Source organism: Leptotrichia hofstadii (assembly GCF_007990525.1).
Lineage (GTDB): Bacteria > Fusobacteriota > Fusobacteriia > Fusobacteriales > Leptotrichiaceae > Leptotrichia > Leptotrichia hofstadii.
Genome location: NZ_AP019823.1, coordinates 2224623 through 2244399, shown reverse-complemented (window position 1 = coordinate 2244399; position 19777 = coordinate 2224623). Strand labels below are relative to the sequence as shown.

General features: G+C 30.1%; 16 protein-coding genes. 5 read left to right on the top strand and 11 right to left on the bottom strand.

Features of this window, described 5'->3' with window-relative positions; genetic code table 11:
* Nucleotides 1–170 precede the first annotated feature (170 nt).
* From FVE77_RS10555 to guaA, 4 genes are all read right to left on the bottom strand, one after another.
* A complete protein-coding gene (locus FVE77_RS10555) occupies nt 171–614 on the bottom strand; it encodes a putative hemolysin (RefSeq protein WP_026746756.1) in 444 nt (147 codons plus the stop codon).
* 348 nt (nt 615–962) lie between these two features.
* Nucleotides 963–1460, bottom strand: coding sequence for a hypothetical protein (locus FVE77_RS10550; protein ID WP_026746757.1), 498 nt, complete (start codon nt 1458–1460; stop codon nt 963–965).
* 111 nt (nt 1461–1571) lie between these two features.
* Nucleotides 1572–2801 (bottom strand): AIPR family protein, encoded by a 1230-nt coding sequence (locus tag FVE77_RS10545; protein WP_026746758.1) that lies wholly within the window; start codon nt 2799–2801, stop codon nt 1572–1574.
* Nucleotides 2802–2902: 101 nt separating this feature from the next.
* On the bottom strand, nt 2903–4447 hold the full coding sequence (gene guaA / locus FVE77_RS10540; RefSeq protein ID WP_026746759.1) for a glutamine-hydrolyzing GMP synthase: 1545 nt from the start codon (nt 4445–4447) through the stop codon (nt 2903–2905).
* A gap of 587 nt (nt 4448–5034) precedes the next feature.
* Here guaA and FVE77_RS10535 point away from each other — a divergent pair.
* Nucleotides 5035–6417: an MATE family efflux transporter gene (locus FVE77_RS10535; RefSeq protein WP_026746760.1), complete on the top strand. Its 1383-nt coding sequence runs from the start codon at nt 5035–5037 to the stop codon at nt 6415–6417.
* Between the two features lie 220 nt (nt 6418–6637).
* Here the strand turns inward: FVE77_RS10535 and FVE77_RS10530 are convergent, their stop codons facing one another.
* The 4 genes from FVE77_RS10530 to FVE77_RS10515 form a co-directional block, all read right to left on the bottom strand.
* Nucleotides 6638–9604: an autotransporter outer membrane beta-barrel domain-containing protein gene (locus FVE77_RS10530; RefSeq protein ID WP_146967928.1), complete on the bottom strand. Its 2967-nt coding sequence runs from the start codon at nt 9602–9604 to the stop codon at nt 6638–6640.
* Between the two features lie 278 nt (nt 9605–9882).
* Nucleotides 9883–10584 carry an N-glycosylase/DNA lyase gene (locus FVE77_RS10525; protein ID WP_081690343.1) on the bottom strand — a complete coding sequence of 234 codons (702 nt, stop codon included), beginning with the start codon at nt 10582–10584 and terminating at the stop codon, nt 9883–9885.
* A gap of 32 nt (nt 10585–10616) precedes the next feature.
* Entirely contained in the window at nt 10617–11492 is an 876-nt protein-coding gene (locus tag FVE77_RS10520) for an alpha/beta hydrolase fold domain-containing protein (protein ID WP_026746763.1), read from the bottom strand.
* A 214-nt stretch (nt 11493–11706) separates the two neighbouring features.
* The gene (locus tag FVE77_RS10515; protein WP_026746764.1) at nt 11707–12288 is read right to left on the bottom strand and encodes a helix-hairpin-helix domain-containing protein; all 582 of its coding nucleotides are present in this window, start codon (nt 12286–12288) and stop codon (nt 11707–11709) included.
* 819 nt (nt 12289–13107) lie between these two features.
* On the opposite strand from FVE77_RS10515, the gene FVE77_RS10510 reads away from it, so the two are divergent.
* The 4 genes from FVE77_RS10510 to FVE77_RS12755 all read left to right on the top strand — a co-directional run bounded on the left by FVE77_RS10510 (nt 13108) and on the right by FVE77_RS12755 (nt 16711).
* Nucleotides 13108–14970: a DUF4153 domain-containing protein gene (locus tag FVE77_RS10510; protein WP_026746765.1), complete on the top strand. Its 1863-nt coding sequence runs from the start codon at nt 13108–13110 to the stop codon at nt 14968–14970.
* 269 nt (nt 14971–15239) lie between these two features.
* Nucleotides 15240–15869, top strand: coding sequence for a hypothetical protein (locus tag FVE77_RS10505; protein ID WP_026746766.1), 630 nt, complete (start codon nt 15240–15242; stop codon nt 15867–15869).
* Nucleotides 15869–16402, top strand: coding sequence for a hypothetical protein (locus FVE77_RS12760; RefSeq protein WP_197735412.1), 534 nt, complete (start codon nt 15869–15871; stop codon nt 16400–16402). Before FVE77_RS10505 ends, FVE77_RS12760 begins: the two co-directional genes overlap by 1 nt.
* A gap of 105 nt (nt 16403–16507) precedes the next feature.
* Entirely contained in the window at nt 16508–16711 is a 204-nt protein-coding gene (locus tag FVE77_RS12755) for a hypothetical protein (protein ID WP_196794444.1), read from the top strand.
* Nucleotides 16712–16748: 37 nt separating this feature from the next.
* Here the strand turns inward: FVE77_RS12755 and FVE77_RS10495 are convergent, their stop codons facing one another.
* From FVE77_RS10495 to FVE77_RS10485, 3 genes are read right to left on the bottom strand one after another with little or no spacing between them, the layout of a single operon-like run.
* On the bottom strand, nt 16749–17849 hold the full coding sequence (locus FVE77_RS10495) for a metal ABC transporter permease (protein ID WP_026746767.1): 1101 nt from the start codon (nt 17847–17849) through the stop codon (nt 16749–16751).
* A 3-nt stretch (nt 17850–17852) separates the two neighbouring features.
* Nucleotides 17853–18809, bottom strand: coding sequence for a metal ABC transporter permease (locus tag FVE77_RS10490; protein WP_026746768.1), 957 nt, complete (start codon nt 18807–18809; stop codon nt 17853–17855).
* Nucleotide 18810: 1 nt separating this feature from the next.
* Nucleotides 18811–19587 (bottom strand): metal ABC transporter ATP-binding protein, encoded by a 777-nt coding sequence (locus FVE77_RS10485; protein ID WP_026746769.1) that lies wholly within the window; start codon nt 19585–19587, stop codon nt 18811–18813.
* Between the last annotated feature and the right edge of the window lie 190 nt (nt 19588–19777).

Below are 19777 nucleotides of genomic sequence, written 5' to 3'. Positions count from 1 at the left end.
TAATTATAGCATATAAAATTAGGAAAAACTTTTAAATATAATTATTTTTTATATCAATTTTTTCATATCTGTGTAAAATATTGATATTTTTTCTACAGTATTGACAATAAAAAATGACAAATCAAAAAATTTGCCATTTTTTATAAGTAGTATTCTAGAGTTTAAGGTTATTAATGATTTTGTCTGTAGTAATCCCATTCATCAATTTGCGTACCATTTCTGAATTTGCATATACCTTTTTCGTTACCATTGCTGTCTTTAACAGTAACAGATTTTCCACCTTTATCTACACAGAATTTTGCGGCAGGATTTGGTGTTCCAATAACTTGTTTTTCAAAATCTCTAGTAGTGTTATTTTGTCTGTAATACTCCCATTCTTCGACAGCTGTTCCGTCTTTTAGCTTACAGACTCCGTATTCACCTTTTTTGCCTTTAACATTGATAGATTGTCCTCCTTGTTTTTGGCAAAATTCTGAAGCAGGGTTTGGCGTACTCACCACAGGCGATGCAGAATTGCTATTATTGTGATTTCTATTCTTTCTCACAGTTCTTGCCATACCGATAACAGATAACATAACCATTACTGCAGCTATAACAATTTTCAAATTTTTCATTTCTAATTCTCCTTTTTATTTTAATATATCAACTATTTATATCACAAAAAAATTTGTTTCCTTTGTATTTATTATTATTTTTTGCTTAAAAAATAGAAATTATAGATTTTATAATATACTTTTGATATACTACATAAATTTTTTTGCTCTACAAGAAAACCAGATTATATTTTTATTACTAGATTTTTAATAACTATATAAATTTAGAGATACGATGAAGTTATTAAAATAACAAAAAATAAGATAATAAACAAAGTTCGATATTAATATTATTACTTAAGAATTTTATACACTTATTGAAAAGATCAAGTTGAACACTAATAATATGACTCAATATTTTTTTATTAACTATTCTTGATAGTTTACATTAAAATTAAAATTTTGTAAATCTTGATTAATTGTTTTTCCTTTATAATATCCATCAAAATTATATACAGTCTTAGTATCTTCTTTTTCTTGATATTTATAAAAATAAGTTTCATTTTCTGGTTTTTCAACAATTTCGTTTTCAAAATCTAACCATTTATTAATAATTATATCTGTTTTCTCTTTAATAACAGATTCATATTCTTTTATATCTAAATCTTTTATGAAACTTTTAGATACTACACTAACAACTGCATATTTACCATAGCGTAACGCATTTCCATATTTATCCATTCCATAGTTTTCTTCTTTTTTTTCAATATCTAATAAGTATTGGTAGCAATAATACCCATACATATATTTTTTATAATCATCTTTTTCTTTAAAATACTGTTTAAAATTATTTTTTCTAAATAATATTGTATCACTACTTTGTCTTGCTTTTTTTGCATCACCACTTATACTTACAGCAATTCTCATAAAATTTGCAAGATCAATTATTTGTTTTTTAGAAATGTATTTTTTATTTTGTCCTTCATAAAATTCACCTTCTTTTCTATTTAAAAATAAACCGAAATTATTATAAATATCTTATTGATAACTCACTAACAATGCTTCGTTTGATCTACGATTCTTTTCACTGATAACAGATTGTTCATTCGTAGCATGTGATAGATTTTCAATCAGTTTTAATTTTTTTTGTTTGATAGTTTCAATATCTTCATTATCTTGATCATCTTCAATAAATGTAATTATTTTTACCAATACTTCTTTTTCGTCAAACATAGTGAAGTCATTGTTTTGAATACATTCTTCATATAAAGATGATAGTGTAAATGCAGTTTGGCCTCCATTTATAATTTGAGGATTCATTATAATAAGTTGTGCTCTATCCTTTTTTGCCACTTGAGAATTTATTTCGGTATAATCTGATAAAATAGTTATACCATTATTAAATAGAGCAAACTCATTAGTTGATTTATTTTTTACGGTATCAGCAATTTGAGGATTAACTTGATTATTTTTTAATCCTAAAAAACCTCGTGGATTATATTTTAAAACTGAGTTTTTATATTTATATAAAATTTTAGCAATTTCAATAAGCGGAATAAAAGTAACCAAAATTTTACAATCGCTTAATTCGGTATTAACTGTATATCCTATTCTACCTTCATTTCCATCTTTATGAACAAGTGATAAGTTAATTCGAATTTCTTCAGCATTAAAAAAACATCCAGAAATTACAGGGAAAACTAATTGTTTATAGCATTTTTCAAAATTAAAAATATCAGTAGGAAATCCACCTGTTAATTTTTTTAAATATACATTCGTTTTTTCTTTTAAGTTTGCGAGTATTATAATTTTATAATTATATCTTCCTATATCATGAATTTTATTAATTTCTTCCTGCATTTTAGAAATTTTAGTATTATAAGTATTTCCTCTTTCGTCAGTTATTTCTCCACTAATAATTCTATTTATATCCATTGAAAGCAGTTCATCATAAGTTATTTCTTTGTTTTCAAAATTATTTTCATTGGTTCTAAATTTAGATTGAATAAAAATGATTTCTTTTGTTTCCTTATCTATATAGTATGCATCTATTCCACCGTCATAAGAACCATCTGTAATAAAAGATTCTCTATCATGAAATTTTTCGATTCCATACATGCCTTTTAAAAATAAATGAATAAATGCTTTAGATCTTGCTTCATTTAATTTTTCAAAATTATTTTCTTCTGGATGGTATTTTTTATATTCTTTAGGTGCTTCTTTTCTCAATTCATCTAGTATTCGAATCAGTGTTTCATACCTTATCATTTCATTTTCTCCTAATTTATAATCGCTTTTTTAGTATCCTTAATAAAATTTAACATTATATTTATTGAATTTTTATTTTATAATTATTTATTATATTAATACTACTCCCACTCAATAGTCCCCGGTGGCTTAGAAGAGATGTCATACACGATTCTATTAATCCCGTTCACTTTGTTTATAATCTTGTTTGATACTTCTTCTAGAAATTCGTATGGAAGTTTGCTCCAAGTAGCAGTCATGAAGTCGATGGTATTTACTGAACGAATAGCTGCTACGTATTCATAAGTTCTTTGATCGCCCATAACTCCGACAGTTTTTACAGGTAATAATGTTACGAATGCTTGATCTACTTTGTCGTAAAGTCCTTTTTCCATTAGTTCTGTGATGAAGATGTCATCGGCTTCTTGAAGGATTTTTACTTTGTCAGGAGTTACGTCTCCAATAACTCTGATTCCAAGTCCTGGGCCTGGGAAGGGGTGTCTTTTTATAATTGTGTCAGGCAGTCCAAGTTCGTGTCCTACTTTTCTTACTTCATCTTTAAATAATTCTTTTAAAGGTTCAAGTAACTCAAATTGCAAGTCTTCTGGCAATCCTCCTACGTTATGGTGAGATTTTATTGTGTGGGAAGGGCCTTTTATGGACTGTGATTCAATAACATCAGGATAAATTGTTCCTTGTGCTAGGAATTTTGCACCTTCCTGTCCTTTAAGTTTTCTAATTTCTTCGTTAAAGACTTCGATAAATTCATTTCCGATGATTTTTCTCTTAGCTTCAGGCTCGTCTACGCCTTTTAATTTATTTAAAAATCTGTCTTTTGCGTCAACAAAAACAATGTTTAAGTCAAAATGCTCCTTGTAATATTCTAAAACTTTTTTTCCTTCATCTTTTCTTAGAAGACCAGTATCTACGAACATACAAGTAAGCTGGTGTCCGATTGCATTGTTAATCAGAACTGCGGCAACTGATGAATCCACTCCTCCAGAAAGGGCAAGCAGTACGTGTTCATCTCCAACAGTTTCCTTGATGAATTTTGTTTTTTCAGCAATAAAACTTGAAATTTTCCAGTTTCTTTCGCATTTACAGATATTAAATACAAAATTTTCCAAAATTTGTATTCCACATTCAGAATGGACTACTTCTGGATGGAATTGAAGTGCATAAATTCCATTGTTGTTTGTAATTGCGGCGATTGATGAATCAGTTTTTGCAATAATTTCAAAGCCTGTTGGCAATTCTGTGATGTGGTCGTTGTGGCTCATCCAGATGTTAGAAGATTTTTTTACTCCTGTAAACAAAGGATTATCGTTATTTTCTACTTCTAGTACAGCTTTTCCGAACTCTCTTGAATCTGCCTTTTCAACTTTTCCACCGTTTAAGTGTGTGATTAGTTGCATTCCATAGCAAATGCCCAAAATAGGAAGATTTAAGTTAAATACTTCAGGATTTACAGTTGGAGCACCTTTTTCATAAACTGAGGCAGGACCTCCTGAAAAGATGATACCTTTTACCTTTTCTTCTCCATTTTTTATTTTTTCAATATCAATTAAAGGTACAATTTCACAATAAACTTCCATCTCCCTAATTCTTCTGGCAATTAATTGGCTATACTGTGAACCAAAATCGATAATAATAATTTTCTCTTTCACTTTCCACCTCTATCTATTAAATTTTCTTTTATAAAACATAATTTTATGTAAATATTTTAGCATTATTTTTAAGTTTTTTCTATATATTTTTATAAAATTTAATTCTCATTATTCAATTATTCAATAAGGTTATTTTGGTTAATAATGATTATTTCTTGGATTTCATTTATATTTAGTTTTTTTAACGTAATGTCATCAGACGCCATGCCCTTTTTCACAATAGCAGTTATTTTAATTTCATAAGGTTAAATAAAATAAAAGTCAGAGTCTAGCCATAGGTATTGCGTAGCAATCTTGCTGCAATTTTAATTATCAGGATAAACATTTATTGCAAGATAAGGATTTGCGGCAATGAGCAATCCTGCGAAAAATAAGGAAAAAACATAATAAAAATAGGAAAAACTGTTATTAAATAAACTAATCTGATACTAAATCTCGTTAAAAAATGAAAATATTGAATTTTGTGAATTTATAAGATATAATAAATGTAAAAACTTTTGAAATAAAAAAATTAGACTTTTATAATTAAGAGAAAACTTAAAAAAAATTTTAATGATAATGAAAAATTTTAGAAAGGAACATTTTTTATGGATATTGCAAAAAAAGTGAAATTAGAGAATAAGATGGGGATAATGCCAATTAATAAACTTATAATTAATATGTCGCTGCCACTTATTACTTCGATGTTTGTACAGGCATTTTATAATATTGTGGACAGTCTTTTTGTGGCTAGAATTAATGAAGAGGCACTTACTGCAGTTTCAATGTCGTTTCCTGCTCAGAATCTGATGATTTCGGCGGGGACTGGAGTTGGTGTAGGGATAACGGCTTTGATTGCGAGATATTTGGGAGCAAAAGATGAAAAAGGTGTAACACGGGTTGTGCATAATGGGATATTTTTAGGAATTTTGAATTCCATTTTGTTTGCTATTTTTGGGCTATTTTTTGCGAAATTTTATTTTGAGTTTCAAAAGGCTTCAGGACTTATTGAGACTTATGGCATTCAGTATTTGAGCATTTGTTCGATTTTTGCCTTTTCAATTATTTTGGAAATTACTTTTGAGAGAATGCTGATTGCGTCGGGGAAAACGATTTATACGATGATTACCCAAAGTACAGGGGCGATTATAAATATTATATTTGATCCGATTTTTATTTTTGGACTTTTAGGATTTCCAAAAATGGGAATTATTGGTGCGGCTGTGGCTACGATTTTTGGGCAGACTGTTGCAATGCTAATGGCTTTGTATTTTAATATTAAGAAAAATCACGAAGTTCGTTTTGCTATCAAAAAGTTCGCGGTGCATTTTAAGACGATTGCGAATATTTATGAAATTGGTTTTCCATCAATAGTTATGCAGTCTGCAGCGTCGTTTATGATATTTCAGTTAAATAATCTTTTGGCTTCATTTTCAACGACAGCGACGGCTGTACTTGGAGTTTATTTTAAGTTGCAAAGTTTTGTTGTTTTACCAGTTTTTGGGCTAAACAATTCGGTTATTTCAATTGTTTCGTACAATTATGGTGCTGGGAAAATAAAAAGGCTTTTGAAAGCTGTAAAATTGGCAAATATTTATGCATTTGGTATTATGTTTGCTGGATTTGTTCTTTGTCAAACTTTGCCTGTTCCAATTCTTAAATTGTTTGATGCTTCAGATAACATGCTTTCGATTGGGATTCCTGCACTTAGAATAATTAGTTTTGCGTTTTTGATAGCACCATTTTCGATTGTTTCAAGTGGAACATTTCAAGCTTTGGGTAAAGGTATATTTAGCCTTATTGTTTCATTAATTCGTCAATTAATTGTTATTCTTCCACTTTCATATTTACTTGCTGGAATAATGGGAATTAACGGAGTTTGGATTGCTTTTCCAATGGCAGAAATTGTAGCTGGAATTTTGACAATTTTTTATCTGAAAAAACTTTATCAAAATGAGATTATGAAAAGAAAAATTAAACGACATAAATAAAAAAGAAAATGCTTATATTTCTGAAAAATTTTAGACTGGGTAATTAAATGCGATTGGAAATGTGGAAAGGCTGGGTTGAAATTTACAGAATATATGATTAGGGGAAAATAAATTTTTACTAAAAATATTGGAAGAAAAATAAAAAAAGTTGTAACAAAGTCTGAATGCTACAACTTCTTCTGTATTTTATTTAAAATGACTATCCTGGTAAAAAATTACGCTAGAAGTTAAATCTAAGCCCTGTAGTAAACACATTGTTGTTCCCTTTGCCCTTTCCGCTGTCAACAGAGCCGTCATAGTTTACATACCATCCAAATTTGGAATTCACTTCAGTCAATGCTCCAACTCCTGCCCAAGTTTTATTTTTAGCAAGCCCGATACCTTTTACCTTGAATGTTGCTCCAGGCAGTCCTGTATATCTTGCATCAAAGCTCAAGTCCTGCTCATTGAATGCTCTCTGATGTGTTACATAGCCCTGGAATGTAGTCTTGCTTCCTCCGTTCCAGTTTACAGCTTTTCCGACCCTTACTCCAAGCAGTGCGGCTGTCTGGTTGTAGTTCTTCTTGCCGGCAGTCAGTCCAAACTGGCTCTTTTCTTCCGAGAACGACCCTCTTACAACTGTATCGTGAGTTAGTCCCGCAAATGGTGTTACAACGAAGTCGCCATTACCATTTTTAATGTCATATCCTGTTTCTAAATATCCGGAGTAAACTTTATCGTTATGGCTAATTTTAGCCCTTGTATAGTCATTGGAGCTTAAAATAATGTCCCTTTCAACATCACTGTCAACAAATCCAATTCCAAGACGCCCTTGCAAGTAGAATGGAATATTTTTGTTTCCTAATCTTCCATACAATGAAACTCCGAAGTTACTGGCATCAGATTTACCGCCATATCTGTTAAACTTAACGTTAGCCTTTGAGTAGGACAATGCAGTACCTAGAATCAGGTTTTCGCCAAATTGCCTGTCAACTCCAGCCTGCCCTCCAGATACTTTAGTGTCCCCCTTGCCGTATCCGTCCTGCTTCAGCGTACCGTTAGCCCCCAGCCCGGAAATCCACAGTCCAAAATTATCTCCAGGATTGTCAAGGGTTCCAAGCATAACCAGTCTGTTTGACAAGTCCTTGTTCACAGTTTGTGAATGCTGGAAAGTAAGAGCCTGTGCAGAAGCATAGATTTGCCCGGATAGGCTGTCTAGGACTGCAGCTCTGTTTGAATGGTTCAGAGACTGGAGCTTGGCAGCCTTTCTTTCAAACTGCGCAACATTCCCGGCAGTGCCGTTTTCAATGTTTTCGTCCAGGTTCTGGAAGGCAGTCTCCAAGTTTTGAGCAGTATTTTTCTGCATTTCATCAGATTCTGCGATTTTTTCTGCATACTCAAGGACATTTTTTCTGCTTATCTTTGTAGATACAGAATTTTCATTCTGGTTGATTTCGGCATTTAACATTTCATCAGTGTCAACAGTTTCAAAGCCACCTTCAATTTTGTTGTCCGATGTGATTACATCCTGATTTGTCCCATTGGCAGTGATATATTTTCTTTCGCCATTTTCTTCAGGCTTTACTTCGAGTTTTGAATTATTTAGGCTGACTTTTCCTGTTACATGAAGGTTTGAGTTCAAATCAGCTACAACTCTTGAATTTTCAAGTGATTCATAGTTTCCGTCAATTTGTGTCGATCCGCTGTTTTCAAGAGTTCCGTCATTTGTTATATTGTTATGTATTTTGGCATTATTTGTTGAAAGCGTTGCCTGTTTCCGTACATTCAGTGATGATACATAAGTACCGTTCACTCTTAATCTTCCTGCATTTACATTTGTATCCCCAAGGAAAGTTGAGTTTCCTGACAGGATAAGTTCTCCAGCTCCATTTTTTTCCAGTCCGGCATTTCCAGAAATATCATTTGAGAAAGTGTATACTCCGCTTGGAATATTTACAACTACACTTGGTCCAAGCGCAAGCTGGCTGTCAAAGAGGGAAGGACCTTTTAATGCCTTGTCAATATTTAAGAGTCCCCATCCATAAACAGAATCAACCCCTCGTTCTCCAATGTCTGTAGCTGTTGACAGTATAGTCTGTCTTATAAGGCTTGCGTCCATCCATGGGTATTTTTCCTTGATTAGAGCGGCAGTTCCTGTTACAAGTGGCGCTGCAAATGAAGAACCTCCACCTACAAAGTTTCTTCCCCTTATTGTGAAAGTCTGATCTCCTACTGCTGTTACAGTCCACATTCTCGCGACTCCTGCAGGAGATAGCGGTGTAAGATTGCTCCAGTCAGTATCCCCTAATCTTGATTCTTCCCTTGAAGTCAGCGCTACTACATTTAACCATCCTTTTTTTAAACTTGTTTCAAAGAATGGAAGTCCGCCTTCAAGAGTAGGCTGGGTATCTGATGAATCATTTCCTGCGGCCCAGACAAACAGCGAGCCGTTATTAACTTCATCTTTATAGAATTCAAGCATATCGCTCCCTATCTGATGCCCATAATAATGAGTTGAAGTTCTTGATGTATTAAAATCTGTTACTACTGAGTCAATTCCGAATGACTGGTTATAAATGGTAACTCCCTTATTTTTTAGTGCCTGATACATTTCCAGCGACGGTTCAGGATGTGTTCCGTCTGAAGTGTGATTTCCAGCATCAATCGCATAAACAGAAGCTCTCTTTGCAATCCCTTCGGTTCCTCCTGCCGCCAATGCGGCTACAATTATTCCGTGATCATCGCTTTCTGTAGACGTGGCAGTAAAATCTGGAACTGTAAGTTTTGTCATTCTAGTTCCAAATTTTTCAGTAAGATCTGATGCAAATTCTGAATTTTCAAATCCCGCATCAATAATCCCTATTTTTACTCCTGTTCCTGTAATTGCCGTATTTGAGTCGTTATGTGGATTACTGCGGTCATAGCTAAGTCCCGTGTCATTCCATCTTATCGCTGATACCGTTGGTGCAGTTACAGTAGGTCTGTTTGTTACGGGTGCAGGATTTGACGGTGCAATAGGGGTTGCAACAGGAGTTGATGGGTTCGTTGGTGTAGGATTAGTCGTTGTAGTTCCAACACCTCCGCCCCCTCCGCCTCCACAGCTTATAATGAAGGCTGCCATTCCTACAAGGATTGAACTTTTTTTAAAATTGTATTTTTTTAAGACTTCCTTTATTCCATTGTTAATCTGATTAAGATTTTTGGACATGATAATTTCTCCTTTTCAATATTTTTAGATTTTTAAATTTTATATGTTATTCAAGTTCGCTGTTATCAAAAATTATTTAACTTCCTTTATTATTGAAATAATATTAAAAAAGTTGAAAATTACTAAAATTATTATAACTTTAAAATTCAAATTTAAAGTGTAAACCAGCAATAGAAATACTGCGAGTTAGCTTTCAAATTATTTAATTTGTAATTATAATAGATTTTCAAAAGTATTCTATCATATTTTTTAGAAATTTTCACTATGAATTAAAAATTTTATTTAAAAATTTCGCCAGCTTCCTTGTACCATAAAACTAAGTCCAGCTCATCCATTTTTATTTTTGAAAAATTAGAATATTCTCGCATTTTTTTCTCAATTTCATAGTATTTTTTTTCTGTTATTGTTTTAGGAATTTCACTAATTACATTAAGTGATTTAAGATTTCTTAGAATGTGTCTATCTAAAATAGCAATATTTTCTCCAAATCCAAGATTTCGTAATACGTGATTTGCCTCTTTTAATCCCATTCCTTTAATATTTTTCAAAATCCATTTTCTTTTTTCAAAAGTATCGCCAATTTCTGATAATATTTTTTTTGGCTGTAATTTTCCATCTTTTGTCATCAGTTCCCGCAATTCTACTAAATAACGTGATTTATTATTCTTAAATCTGACAATATTTAGGAAATCGACGATTTCTTCAGGCTTCCCATTGTAAAGCAGTCCATTTTCCACCAAAGTTGTAATGGCTTGCCAAGCATTTTTTGCTTTTGACTGAGGTGTCAGAATACAAAATGCCATTTCTGCAAATACTTCTTTTTCTGTACCTTTCCAAGCCTTTTTATAGCCTTCTATAGCTTTTCCGATACCTTTTTTTATTTCTTTATAAATTTTAAGAATTTCTTCGTGCTTTTCCTTATCAATTTTTTTACTAATTTCATTGTTTTCTATATTCTTTTTTTGTTTTTTTTCAGGCATAATTAAAATTCCTCGTTTTATTATTTTTTATTTTATTTCAGAAAAAAATTTCCGATTTCATCAATAGTTTCTTCTGATTCCTTGAGAGGTGCCAAAATCCAGTCGTGGCACAAATTTTCTCCAATTTTTATTTCTACACTTGTTCCGATTGCAACTTCCATCAAATCACTTAATTTTAAGCAATCAGGATATAAAATTTCATTTGTTCCGAAAATTAGAAAAATTTCTCCAAGATTATCCATATTTCCATAAATTGGCGAAATCATAGGATTTTTCACATCCAGTTCTCCTGCAAACTGTTTTCCTGTTATAACAAGCCCATTCAGTGGCAAGAGAGGATCTTTTTCTGCAAATTCAGGTATTTCTTCATTTGTCATTGAAACATCGACCCAAGGTGACATTAATGCAGTTTTCTTTGGAAATGGCAAATCTTCCTTATTTTTCAATAGCTGTAAAAATGCAAGTGCCAAGCCTCCGCCAGAAGAATCGCCAAACAGATAAAATTCATCATTTTTGTATTTGCTGGTTATTTGTCTATAAGCATCCATTACTACTTTATGTGCTTTGTCAACAGTGTTCTCAGGAGCAAGCGGGTAGTCGATAAACGTAACTTTTAAATGAAAATTCTTGACTAATTTTTCAATAATATTTTTGTGAGCCTTGACCGCACGCATTACGTAAGCCCCGCCATGTAGGAAAACAACATGCTTATTATAGCTTTCTTCTGAAAAAACTGTCAAAACTTGGTATTCATCAATAAACTGTTCCTCAAGAATAAGCGTTTTGTCAAAATTCTTTTTATTCAAAAAATCTGTATCTCTTCGTGGATTTAGAAAATCCTTCTCTTTATATTTTTTCATATTCACCAATTTTGCGATTGGTACTGCAATATCTGATAATAAACTCATTTTTTCATTTTATTTTTTAAGAAAAATAATCAAACTCCTTTCTTATTTTTTAAATTTATGCTGTTTTTTTTCAGAGCCTGTTTTAAAGCTGAAAATTAATCTAAGCAATTAAATGAAAAAGCTGTTATTTTGAAAGTTGTTCAAATAAAATTAATATAAATTAGATTATTTAATAAGTGGCAGATTGTTTATTTCAAATTCAGTAACTTTATTTTTATTCCATAAATTTTATTTTATCTTCAATTTCTGCATAACGCTCTTTTCCAATAATCTTTTCTAAATCGATATTTGATTTTATGTTACTTTTTTCAATTTCAGGAAGTAATTTTTTTATTTCCTTATTTGTAAATCCTATTTTTTTTAATTCTTTTTCATTTAACTTGTTAATGTTATATTTCGTAATTTCACGTCCATAATTTTTGGTTGAATCCTGAATTTTTTCATTATCCACAAACAAAAATTTTTGTGCAATTTCCAATCCAGATTTTCCAAATCCTGAAATATTTTTTACTTCATTAACATCTTTAATAATACCAACTTCATCCCTATATTTTACAAATTTTTCAGCCTTATTTTTATTAATTCCTAATTTTAGCAAATCCTTGTATTCAATATTATTAATATCAAATTTAACATTACTTTTTGTTAAATCTGTATCTTTTTTAGCCTTTTCCTTTTTATAATTTTTTTCCTTACTAATTTCAATTTCAGGAATATTTTTCTCCTCGATTAAAAGTCTTAAAAAATTTCCCGCAATTAACAGCATTACAAAAATGATGACATATTTTATTTTCATAATAATCCCCCTTTTGATTATATTATAATTGAAATTTCCCCCAAATCTGCCACTTAAATAAAATAACTTATATTTTATGACAAATTATATCACATTGACTTGTTATTTAATAGATAAAAAAATTAAAATTTGAATTTTATCATTCTGTAACCATTAAACAAAATTTTTATCTATTTAATTAAGTTATTTTCTTAATCACTTATTTTTTAGAGTATTTTAATTAATTATTATTTTTTTATTTATAATTCTAAATCTTTTTTGACGTAAGGGCATCAGTCGCCATGCCCTTACAACCCCCGCTTTACGCAAAACTTTCTTATAGAAGAAAAATAGAACTCGCTTTTGAATATAAATAATTTTAATTCAAACAATCTTATCTAATTTAAAATTTGTTCCAAAAGCTCAAACAGCTATTTTTCTTCTAACGAAATTTTGCTTGAAATTTATTTTAATAAGATTATCTTTTGTAATTATACTAAAAATTGTCGTGATTTTTTTGGAATGAAATTGACTGTTTGAGCTTTTTCAAAACATTTAAGTTATAATCAATTTAAGAGTTAGTAATAACTTTTTAATAAGCGAGTTTCAATTTTATTTCAAAAAAATGCTTAGACGAGCCAGGATTATAAAGGGGATGGCGATTGATCCCCTTTATACTTAAAAAAAATCTAAAAAAATTTAGAAAATAACTTTGCTGAGTTTTTTGAAGTAGAAAAAAGAAACTAAAATAAATTTCTCATTTTTTTTTAACTAAAATATGATATTATAATATAAAAACTAAATAGTAAAATCAAAAATTATGATAAGAGGTGTTTATTAATGGGAAAAATTACAGAAAAATTTAAGAAGTTATTTGGATATTTTAAGGGAGGGGCTGATAGATTTAGAGTGACGGTTGTTTTTACGTTAATGGTTTTTGGATTAGTTGTTTTGACTACAGAACTTGAGAATCTTAATTATGAAAAGCTTTCTGTTGTTTCTTCAAGCTTGATGGAGATAAATAAATGCTTTGTGCTTGGTATTTTTTTAACTGCGATGTTTGAAGTTATTAGGGAACAATATTTTGAAGAAAGAAAAAAATGGATAATTAGAACTATTTATACAGTTTTAACTGTTATTATTGGGTTTGGAGCTTATGTTCTGAGTTTTGTTGTTTATAATTTTGAAATCGGATTTTGGATGTTATTACCTGTTTCAATATTAATTTTTCTTTTAGTGCCTATTTTAAAAAATGAAAATAAGGAAAAATATTTGCAGTCTGTGTTTGTAAATTTTGTTGTATCATTAATTTTTGCAACTGTGCTTTATATCGGAATTTCATTAATTTTAGTGACAATTACTGCATTGTTTGGGTTTGAGATGTTTTATGGCTTTGTTTTAAGATTTTATATGTATTCGTGGGTGTTTGTATTTGATGTTCTGGGAGTATCGCTTTTCTTATCGTTGTTGAAAAAGCCTAATGATAATTTGGAAAGTTATGATTTTCCGTATATTTTAAAAATGCTGATAAAATTTGTAATTACTCCGCTAATTATTATTTATACTGGGATTTTATATGTTTATCTTGCAACTGTAGTTATATCTATGAAATTACCAAAGGGGCTAATTTCTCATCTTGTCCTTTGGTACACAGCGTTTAGCCTTATTATTATCATTTTGATAACCCCACTTGCTAAAAATGACAAATTTTTAGGTAATTTTAAAAAATATTTTCCATATTTTTCTATACCTTTAATTTTTGCTTCACTGTTTGCAATTTTTCAAAGAATTTACCAGTATGGAATTACAGAAAACCGATATTATGTGCTTCTTCTCATATTCTGGCTATTTTTCTGCATGATTTTATACATAAGAAAATCAAAAGTGACAGGAGTTTTTGTAAGTTTGATTATTTGTTTAATAATTGCTGTTTATACTCCATTTAGTGCAGAAAAAGTGAGTGTTTACAGTCAAAGTCAAAGACTGAAGAGAATGCTTGTAAAATATGGAGCTTTAAAAGATGGAAAAGTTTCCAAAATTACACAAAACTTGACTAATAGACAAGGAAATGAACTTTATACAGCGATTGACTATATATCTACTAGACAAAGCTCATCGGTTAAAAATCTTGGATTAAAAAATTCTGCTGGAAAAATCTATCAAACTTCTCATGATTTGGAAAAGGATTTGGGAATTAAAGATTCTTGGAGAGAGTATTATTCTTATGGTATTGAAGATGATGATGACAGAGAAAGTTATGATGAAAGAAAAGTAATTACATATAACTTAAAGACAAATGAAAATATTTCGGCTATTTTGGAAACAAATGGCTATGATAATGTCATTCATTACCGAAAAGACTGGGGAGAATCATCTACTCAGACAAATGAATCTGATAAATACAAAGTTGTCATTCTAAATAAAATAATAACAATAAGTTCTAAAAATGGTACAGAACTTGCGAAATTTAATTACGAAGATATAATAAAGCAAGTATCAGCAAAATTAAAAACTTTGAAACTCGAAAATATAGGAAGTCAAGATGAAGAATACAAAGTTCCTCAAAAAGACTTTGAATATATTGGAACAGCAGGAAATATAAGTTACAAAATTTCATTACAAAGTATTTATGAAGAAATAAAAGATGGGAAAATGACAGATATGAATTATGAATTTGATTTTATGTTTTCTGAGAAAAAATAATTACTAAAAAATGAAAAATAAAAAATCGGAATCTTTCTTAAAATAAAGACAGAGTTGATTTAAAAGTTATAAGTTTGGTTCCGATTTTTTGGAAAAGGAGAAAAATGACAATAAGAAGAAAACTTATATTAATAAACATTTCTTTTATAACATTTGTATTATTAATTATATTTGTTTTTTTATTATATTTCCAATACACTGTTTATAGTTATATTTTAATTACCATATTAATATTGATTCAAGTATTGAGATTAGATAAAAAATTGCTTATGTATTATTATAAAAAATATATAAATATTTTAGATAACGAACTTGATCCTGAAAAATTTATAGAAATTACCCAAAATGAATACGACAGAAATAAAAATAAGCGATATAGAAATTATATGAAACTGAATCTTTGTGCGGGATATTCTTCACTAGGAAAAGTAGAAGAAGCGTATCAAAATTTAAAGGATATAGATTTATCTAAAAAATCATTATTCAGGGAACAAGATAAAATCCTGTATTATTATAATGAAGCGCTGTTATTGCATGGACTCGAAAGAAAAGAAGAGGCAATAGTGATTTACAAAGAAAAAGTTTTAAAAATGATGGAGAAATTTAAAACTAAAAAAGGACTTGATGAAACAAATGCTATGATTGAATTTTTAAATGGAATTTTATTTTATGAAAATGATAGCACAAAAATGATAGAAATTTTATCAGAAACATTAAAAAAGCTAAGTGTTAAACGTCAGGTTTTGGTAATTAAGCATTTATTGGCAAACTATAAGTCAAAAGCAGGCGAGATGGAAGAAGCAAGAAAATTATATGAAGAAGTTATCAAAAATGGGAATAAGTTATATATTGTAGAAGAGGCAAAAGAAAAGTTAAAAAATCTGATAGAAATAAACTGATGAAAAGGCAGGGTAAAATTGTAATGGATAAGAAAATTAGCGAATATGAAATTGCAAATTGTATCAATGTATTAGGAAATTTTTGTGGAAAGAGAGATATTGATGAATTAACGGCTTTTGAACTGATGAAAAAATATGGAGTTGAAAAAGCGGATGTGATGGTGCTTTTTGGCGGTTCTATTTTGGCTGGGGGGGATATTTTGGGAAATGCTATGAAAAATGATGTTGCTAAAAAATATGTTATTGTTGGAGGAAGAGGACATACAACAGCCTCATTGGAAGAACAGTTTTATAAATTATATCCAGATTCTGATAAAAATTCCATTTTATCCGAAATTTCTGAAGCTGAAATTTTTAGAAATTATTTAAAACACAAGTATAATTTACAACTTGATTTTCTCGAGATTCACTCCACAAACTGTGGAAAGAACATTACAAATTTACTAAAATTACTAAAAGAAAAAAATATAACTTTTAAAAATATAATAATTTCCCAAGATGCCACAATGCAGCTGCGAATGGAAGCAATTTAAAAAAAATACCTTTCAGAAAATATAAAAATTATTAATTTTGCAACCTATTCAGCCAAAGTTTGTGTTAAAGATGAAAAACTATGCTTTGAAAACTACATATTTGGAATGTGGGACATTGACAGATACATAACTTTGCTAATGGGTGAAATTGCGAGGCTTACAGATGATGAAAATGGATATGGGCCTAAAGGAGCTGGCTATACAGCTCACATTGATATTCCAGAGGATGTTAAAAATGCTTTTTTTGTATTAAAGCAAATTTATGGCGATAAAGTCAGGAAAGCCAATCCTTTGTATGCTTCTAAATAAAAAAATCAGCCTTAATACAAAGACTGACAATTAATTATTATTTATTATTTAACTGTAAATATTTTTCTCCCTTTTCAGAAAGTTTATAAACTGTGCCATCAACATAAATGTACTTTTCCTTTTTAGCTTTTCCAATAACTTTATTCAAAAATCCTTTATTCCAACGTAAATGATTGTCAATAGTGTCAATTCCGCATTCATCTTTTTCCTGTTTTGTATTTACGTGGTTTGATAAATGGATTAGCAAAATTCTGACAGAAAATGCCATTTTTTGAGATTTTTTTCGACTTATTGTGAAAATTAATCCTTTCTTTGGAGAAAATATCAATGTTAAAAGGAAAATTATACCAATTGCAACTGCTATACTTCCTGCAATTGAAATATCAAAAAATCTTGCAAAATGAAATCCAATAATACTTGCCACAGCTCCCAGAATAATACTCAATCCTATCATTACTTTTAGCTTATCTGTTAATAAATACGCTGTAATTGGAGGACCAATCATAAATGCAACTACCAATATTGAACCTACTGCCTCAAATGATGCTACTGCCGTCATCGACACAAGTGACATTAGAATGTAATGAATTAATATTGGCTTCATTCCAAGAGTTATTGCAAGAGCTTTATCAAATACCGAAATTTTTAATTCCTTGAAAAAAATAACGACAAAAGATAAGTTTATTAAAAATATTACAAAAGTCGTAACGAGCCCTTTAGCAACACTAAAACCAAATATTTCTACCCTATTAAATGGAGCAAATGCCAATTCTCCCAATAATACTGAATCAACATCCAAATGTACATTTCCAGCATACTTTGAGATTAAAATTACAGCAATACTGAATAACAATGGAAACACCACCCCAATTGCAGAATCTTCCTTAACAAGCCTTGTTGAATTAAGAAGTTCCACAAGGTAAACTGTTAAAACGCCAACTATTCCTGCACCTACTATTAACAACGGGGAATTCAAATCATGAACTGCAAAAAATGCAACTACAATTCCAAGCAAAATAGTATGCGTTATCGCATCTGAAACCATCGCCATACTTTTTAAAACTAGAAATGTTCCCAAGATTGAGCAGGCACTTGCAACCATTATTGCGATAAGCTGTATTTCCAATGAAAAACCCATAACTTATTTCCCCCTTTCCAGATTATTTATTTTTAAACTACTTAATTCAGTTTTTTTCTTTTCAAGTTTTTCTTTAAATTCTTTTTTTCTTTTCTGATTTCTTATAATTTTAAATACAATACCTCTTTTATTTGAAAAAAGAATACTGATAACTACGATTATACTTATAATTATAACGATAACAGGTCCAGTTGGCAAATTGCTTTCACTTATACTTATCAAAGTTCCAAGCAAACCTGATATTCCACCAAAAAAAGCTGCCAAAATTACCATAATTGAAAGTTTGTCTGTCCATTGCCGTGCCGCAACTGCTGGAGAAATAAGCATTGCACTTATTAATATTACTCCTGCCGCCTGAATACCTATTATTACAGTAGTTACAATCAATATGGAAATTAATATTTCGATTTTCTTGCTTGGAAATCCCAATGTTTTAGCAAAATCAGAGTCAAATGAAACAATTTTAAATTCCTTCCAGAAAAGAATAATTATAATTAGAAGAACAATCCCTGTAATGAGAATAATATTTACATCTCTTTTAATAAATGTCGATGCTTGTCCAAAAATAAATTTATTTAATCCCGATTTATTTGCACCCGGCAATTTATTCAAATAAGAAAGCAAAACTAACCCTAATCCAAAAAATACCGATAAAATCAATGCCAAAGCACTATCAAATTTTATTTTTGTATAATTTTGAATTAGTTGAATCAATCCAATACATACAATTCCTGTTATCAAAGCACCCAACAGCAAAACTTCTGTATTTTTCACGTTTGTAAATAAAAAAGCCAAACAAACTCCGGGAAGTGAAGCATGAGAAACTGCATCTCCCAATAAACTTTGCTTTCGTAAAACGGCAAAACATCCAAGTATTCCAGAAACCATTCCAAGTAATGAACAGCCAAGTGCAACTGTCCTAAAAGTATGATCAGAAACAAGAAGATTTAATATATTCATTTTAATCCTCCTTTTCGATTTCAAGATAATTTTTATTATCTTGAGTTAATTTTTTACTTTTATATGTTTTTTCAATATTTTCAGGAGTAAAAATTTCCTCTACAGGGCCGGAAGCTATAACAGAAACATTTATAAACGTCACATAGTCAAAATAATCTTTTACCGTTTGTAAATCATGATGAACAACGATTACAGTCTTTTTCTCATTCCGTAATTTTTTTAGAATATTTACAATAGATTTTTCAGTTTTGCTGTCAACACCTTGAAAAGGCTCATCCATAAAGTATATTTCTGCATCCTGCACTAAGGCTCTTGCCAAAAATACCCTTTGTTGCTGTCCACCAGACAACTGGCTTATCTGCCTGTCTGAAAACTCATCCATTTCCACTTTGTGAATAGCTTCCTTAGTCTTTTCCTTATCAATTTTTCTAACTTTCTTTAACCATCCAACTTTCCCGTAACGCCCCATTTCCACAACATCAAACACAGTAGTAGGAAAATCCCAGTCAACACTACCTCTTTGAGGCACATACGCTATTTTATCACGTACTTTGCTATATTTTTCATCATAAAACCTAACTTCTCCAGTAATAGGCTTTATCAAATCAAGCATAGCCTTAATCAAAGTCGATTTCCCCGCACCATTCGGTCCAACAATAGCCATAAGAATGCCTTTTTTTATCCCAAGTTCAATATCCCATAAAACAGGTTTATCTTCATAAGCTATCGTCAAATCTTCAACTTTTATAATAATATCATCAGAAACATTTTGATTCATCTTTCCTCCTTTTCCTAAATTGTAAAACTATTCTTTTGTGCAAATTTATTTTTATTTAATGTCTAATTTTGTCTTTTTATAAAATAAATCGTTGTTAATAAATATTTTCCTTTAATTTTTTATGTTATTTCTTTAATTATAGCAAGGGTATCAATCGCCATACCCTTGCATCCCCGCTTGTCTAAGCATT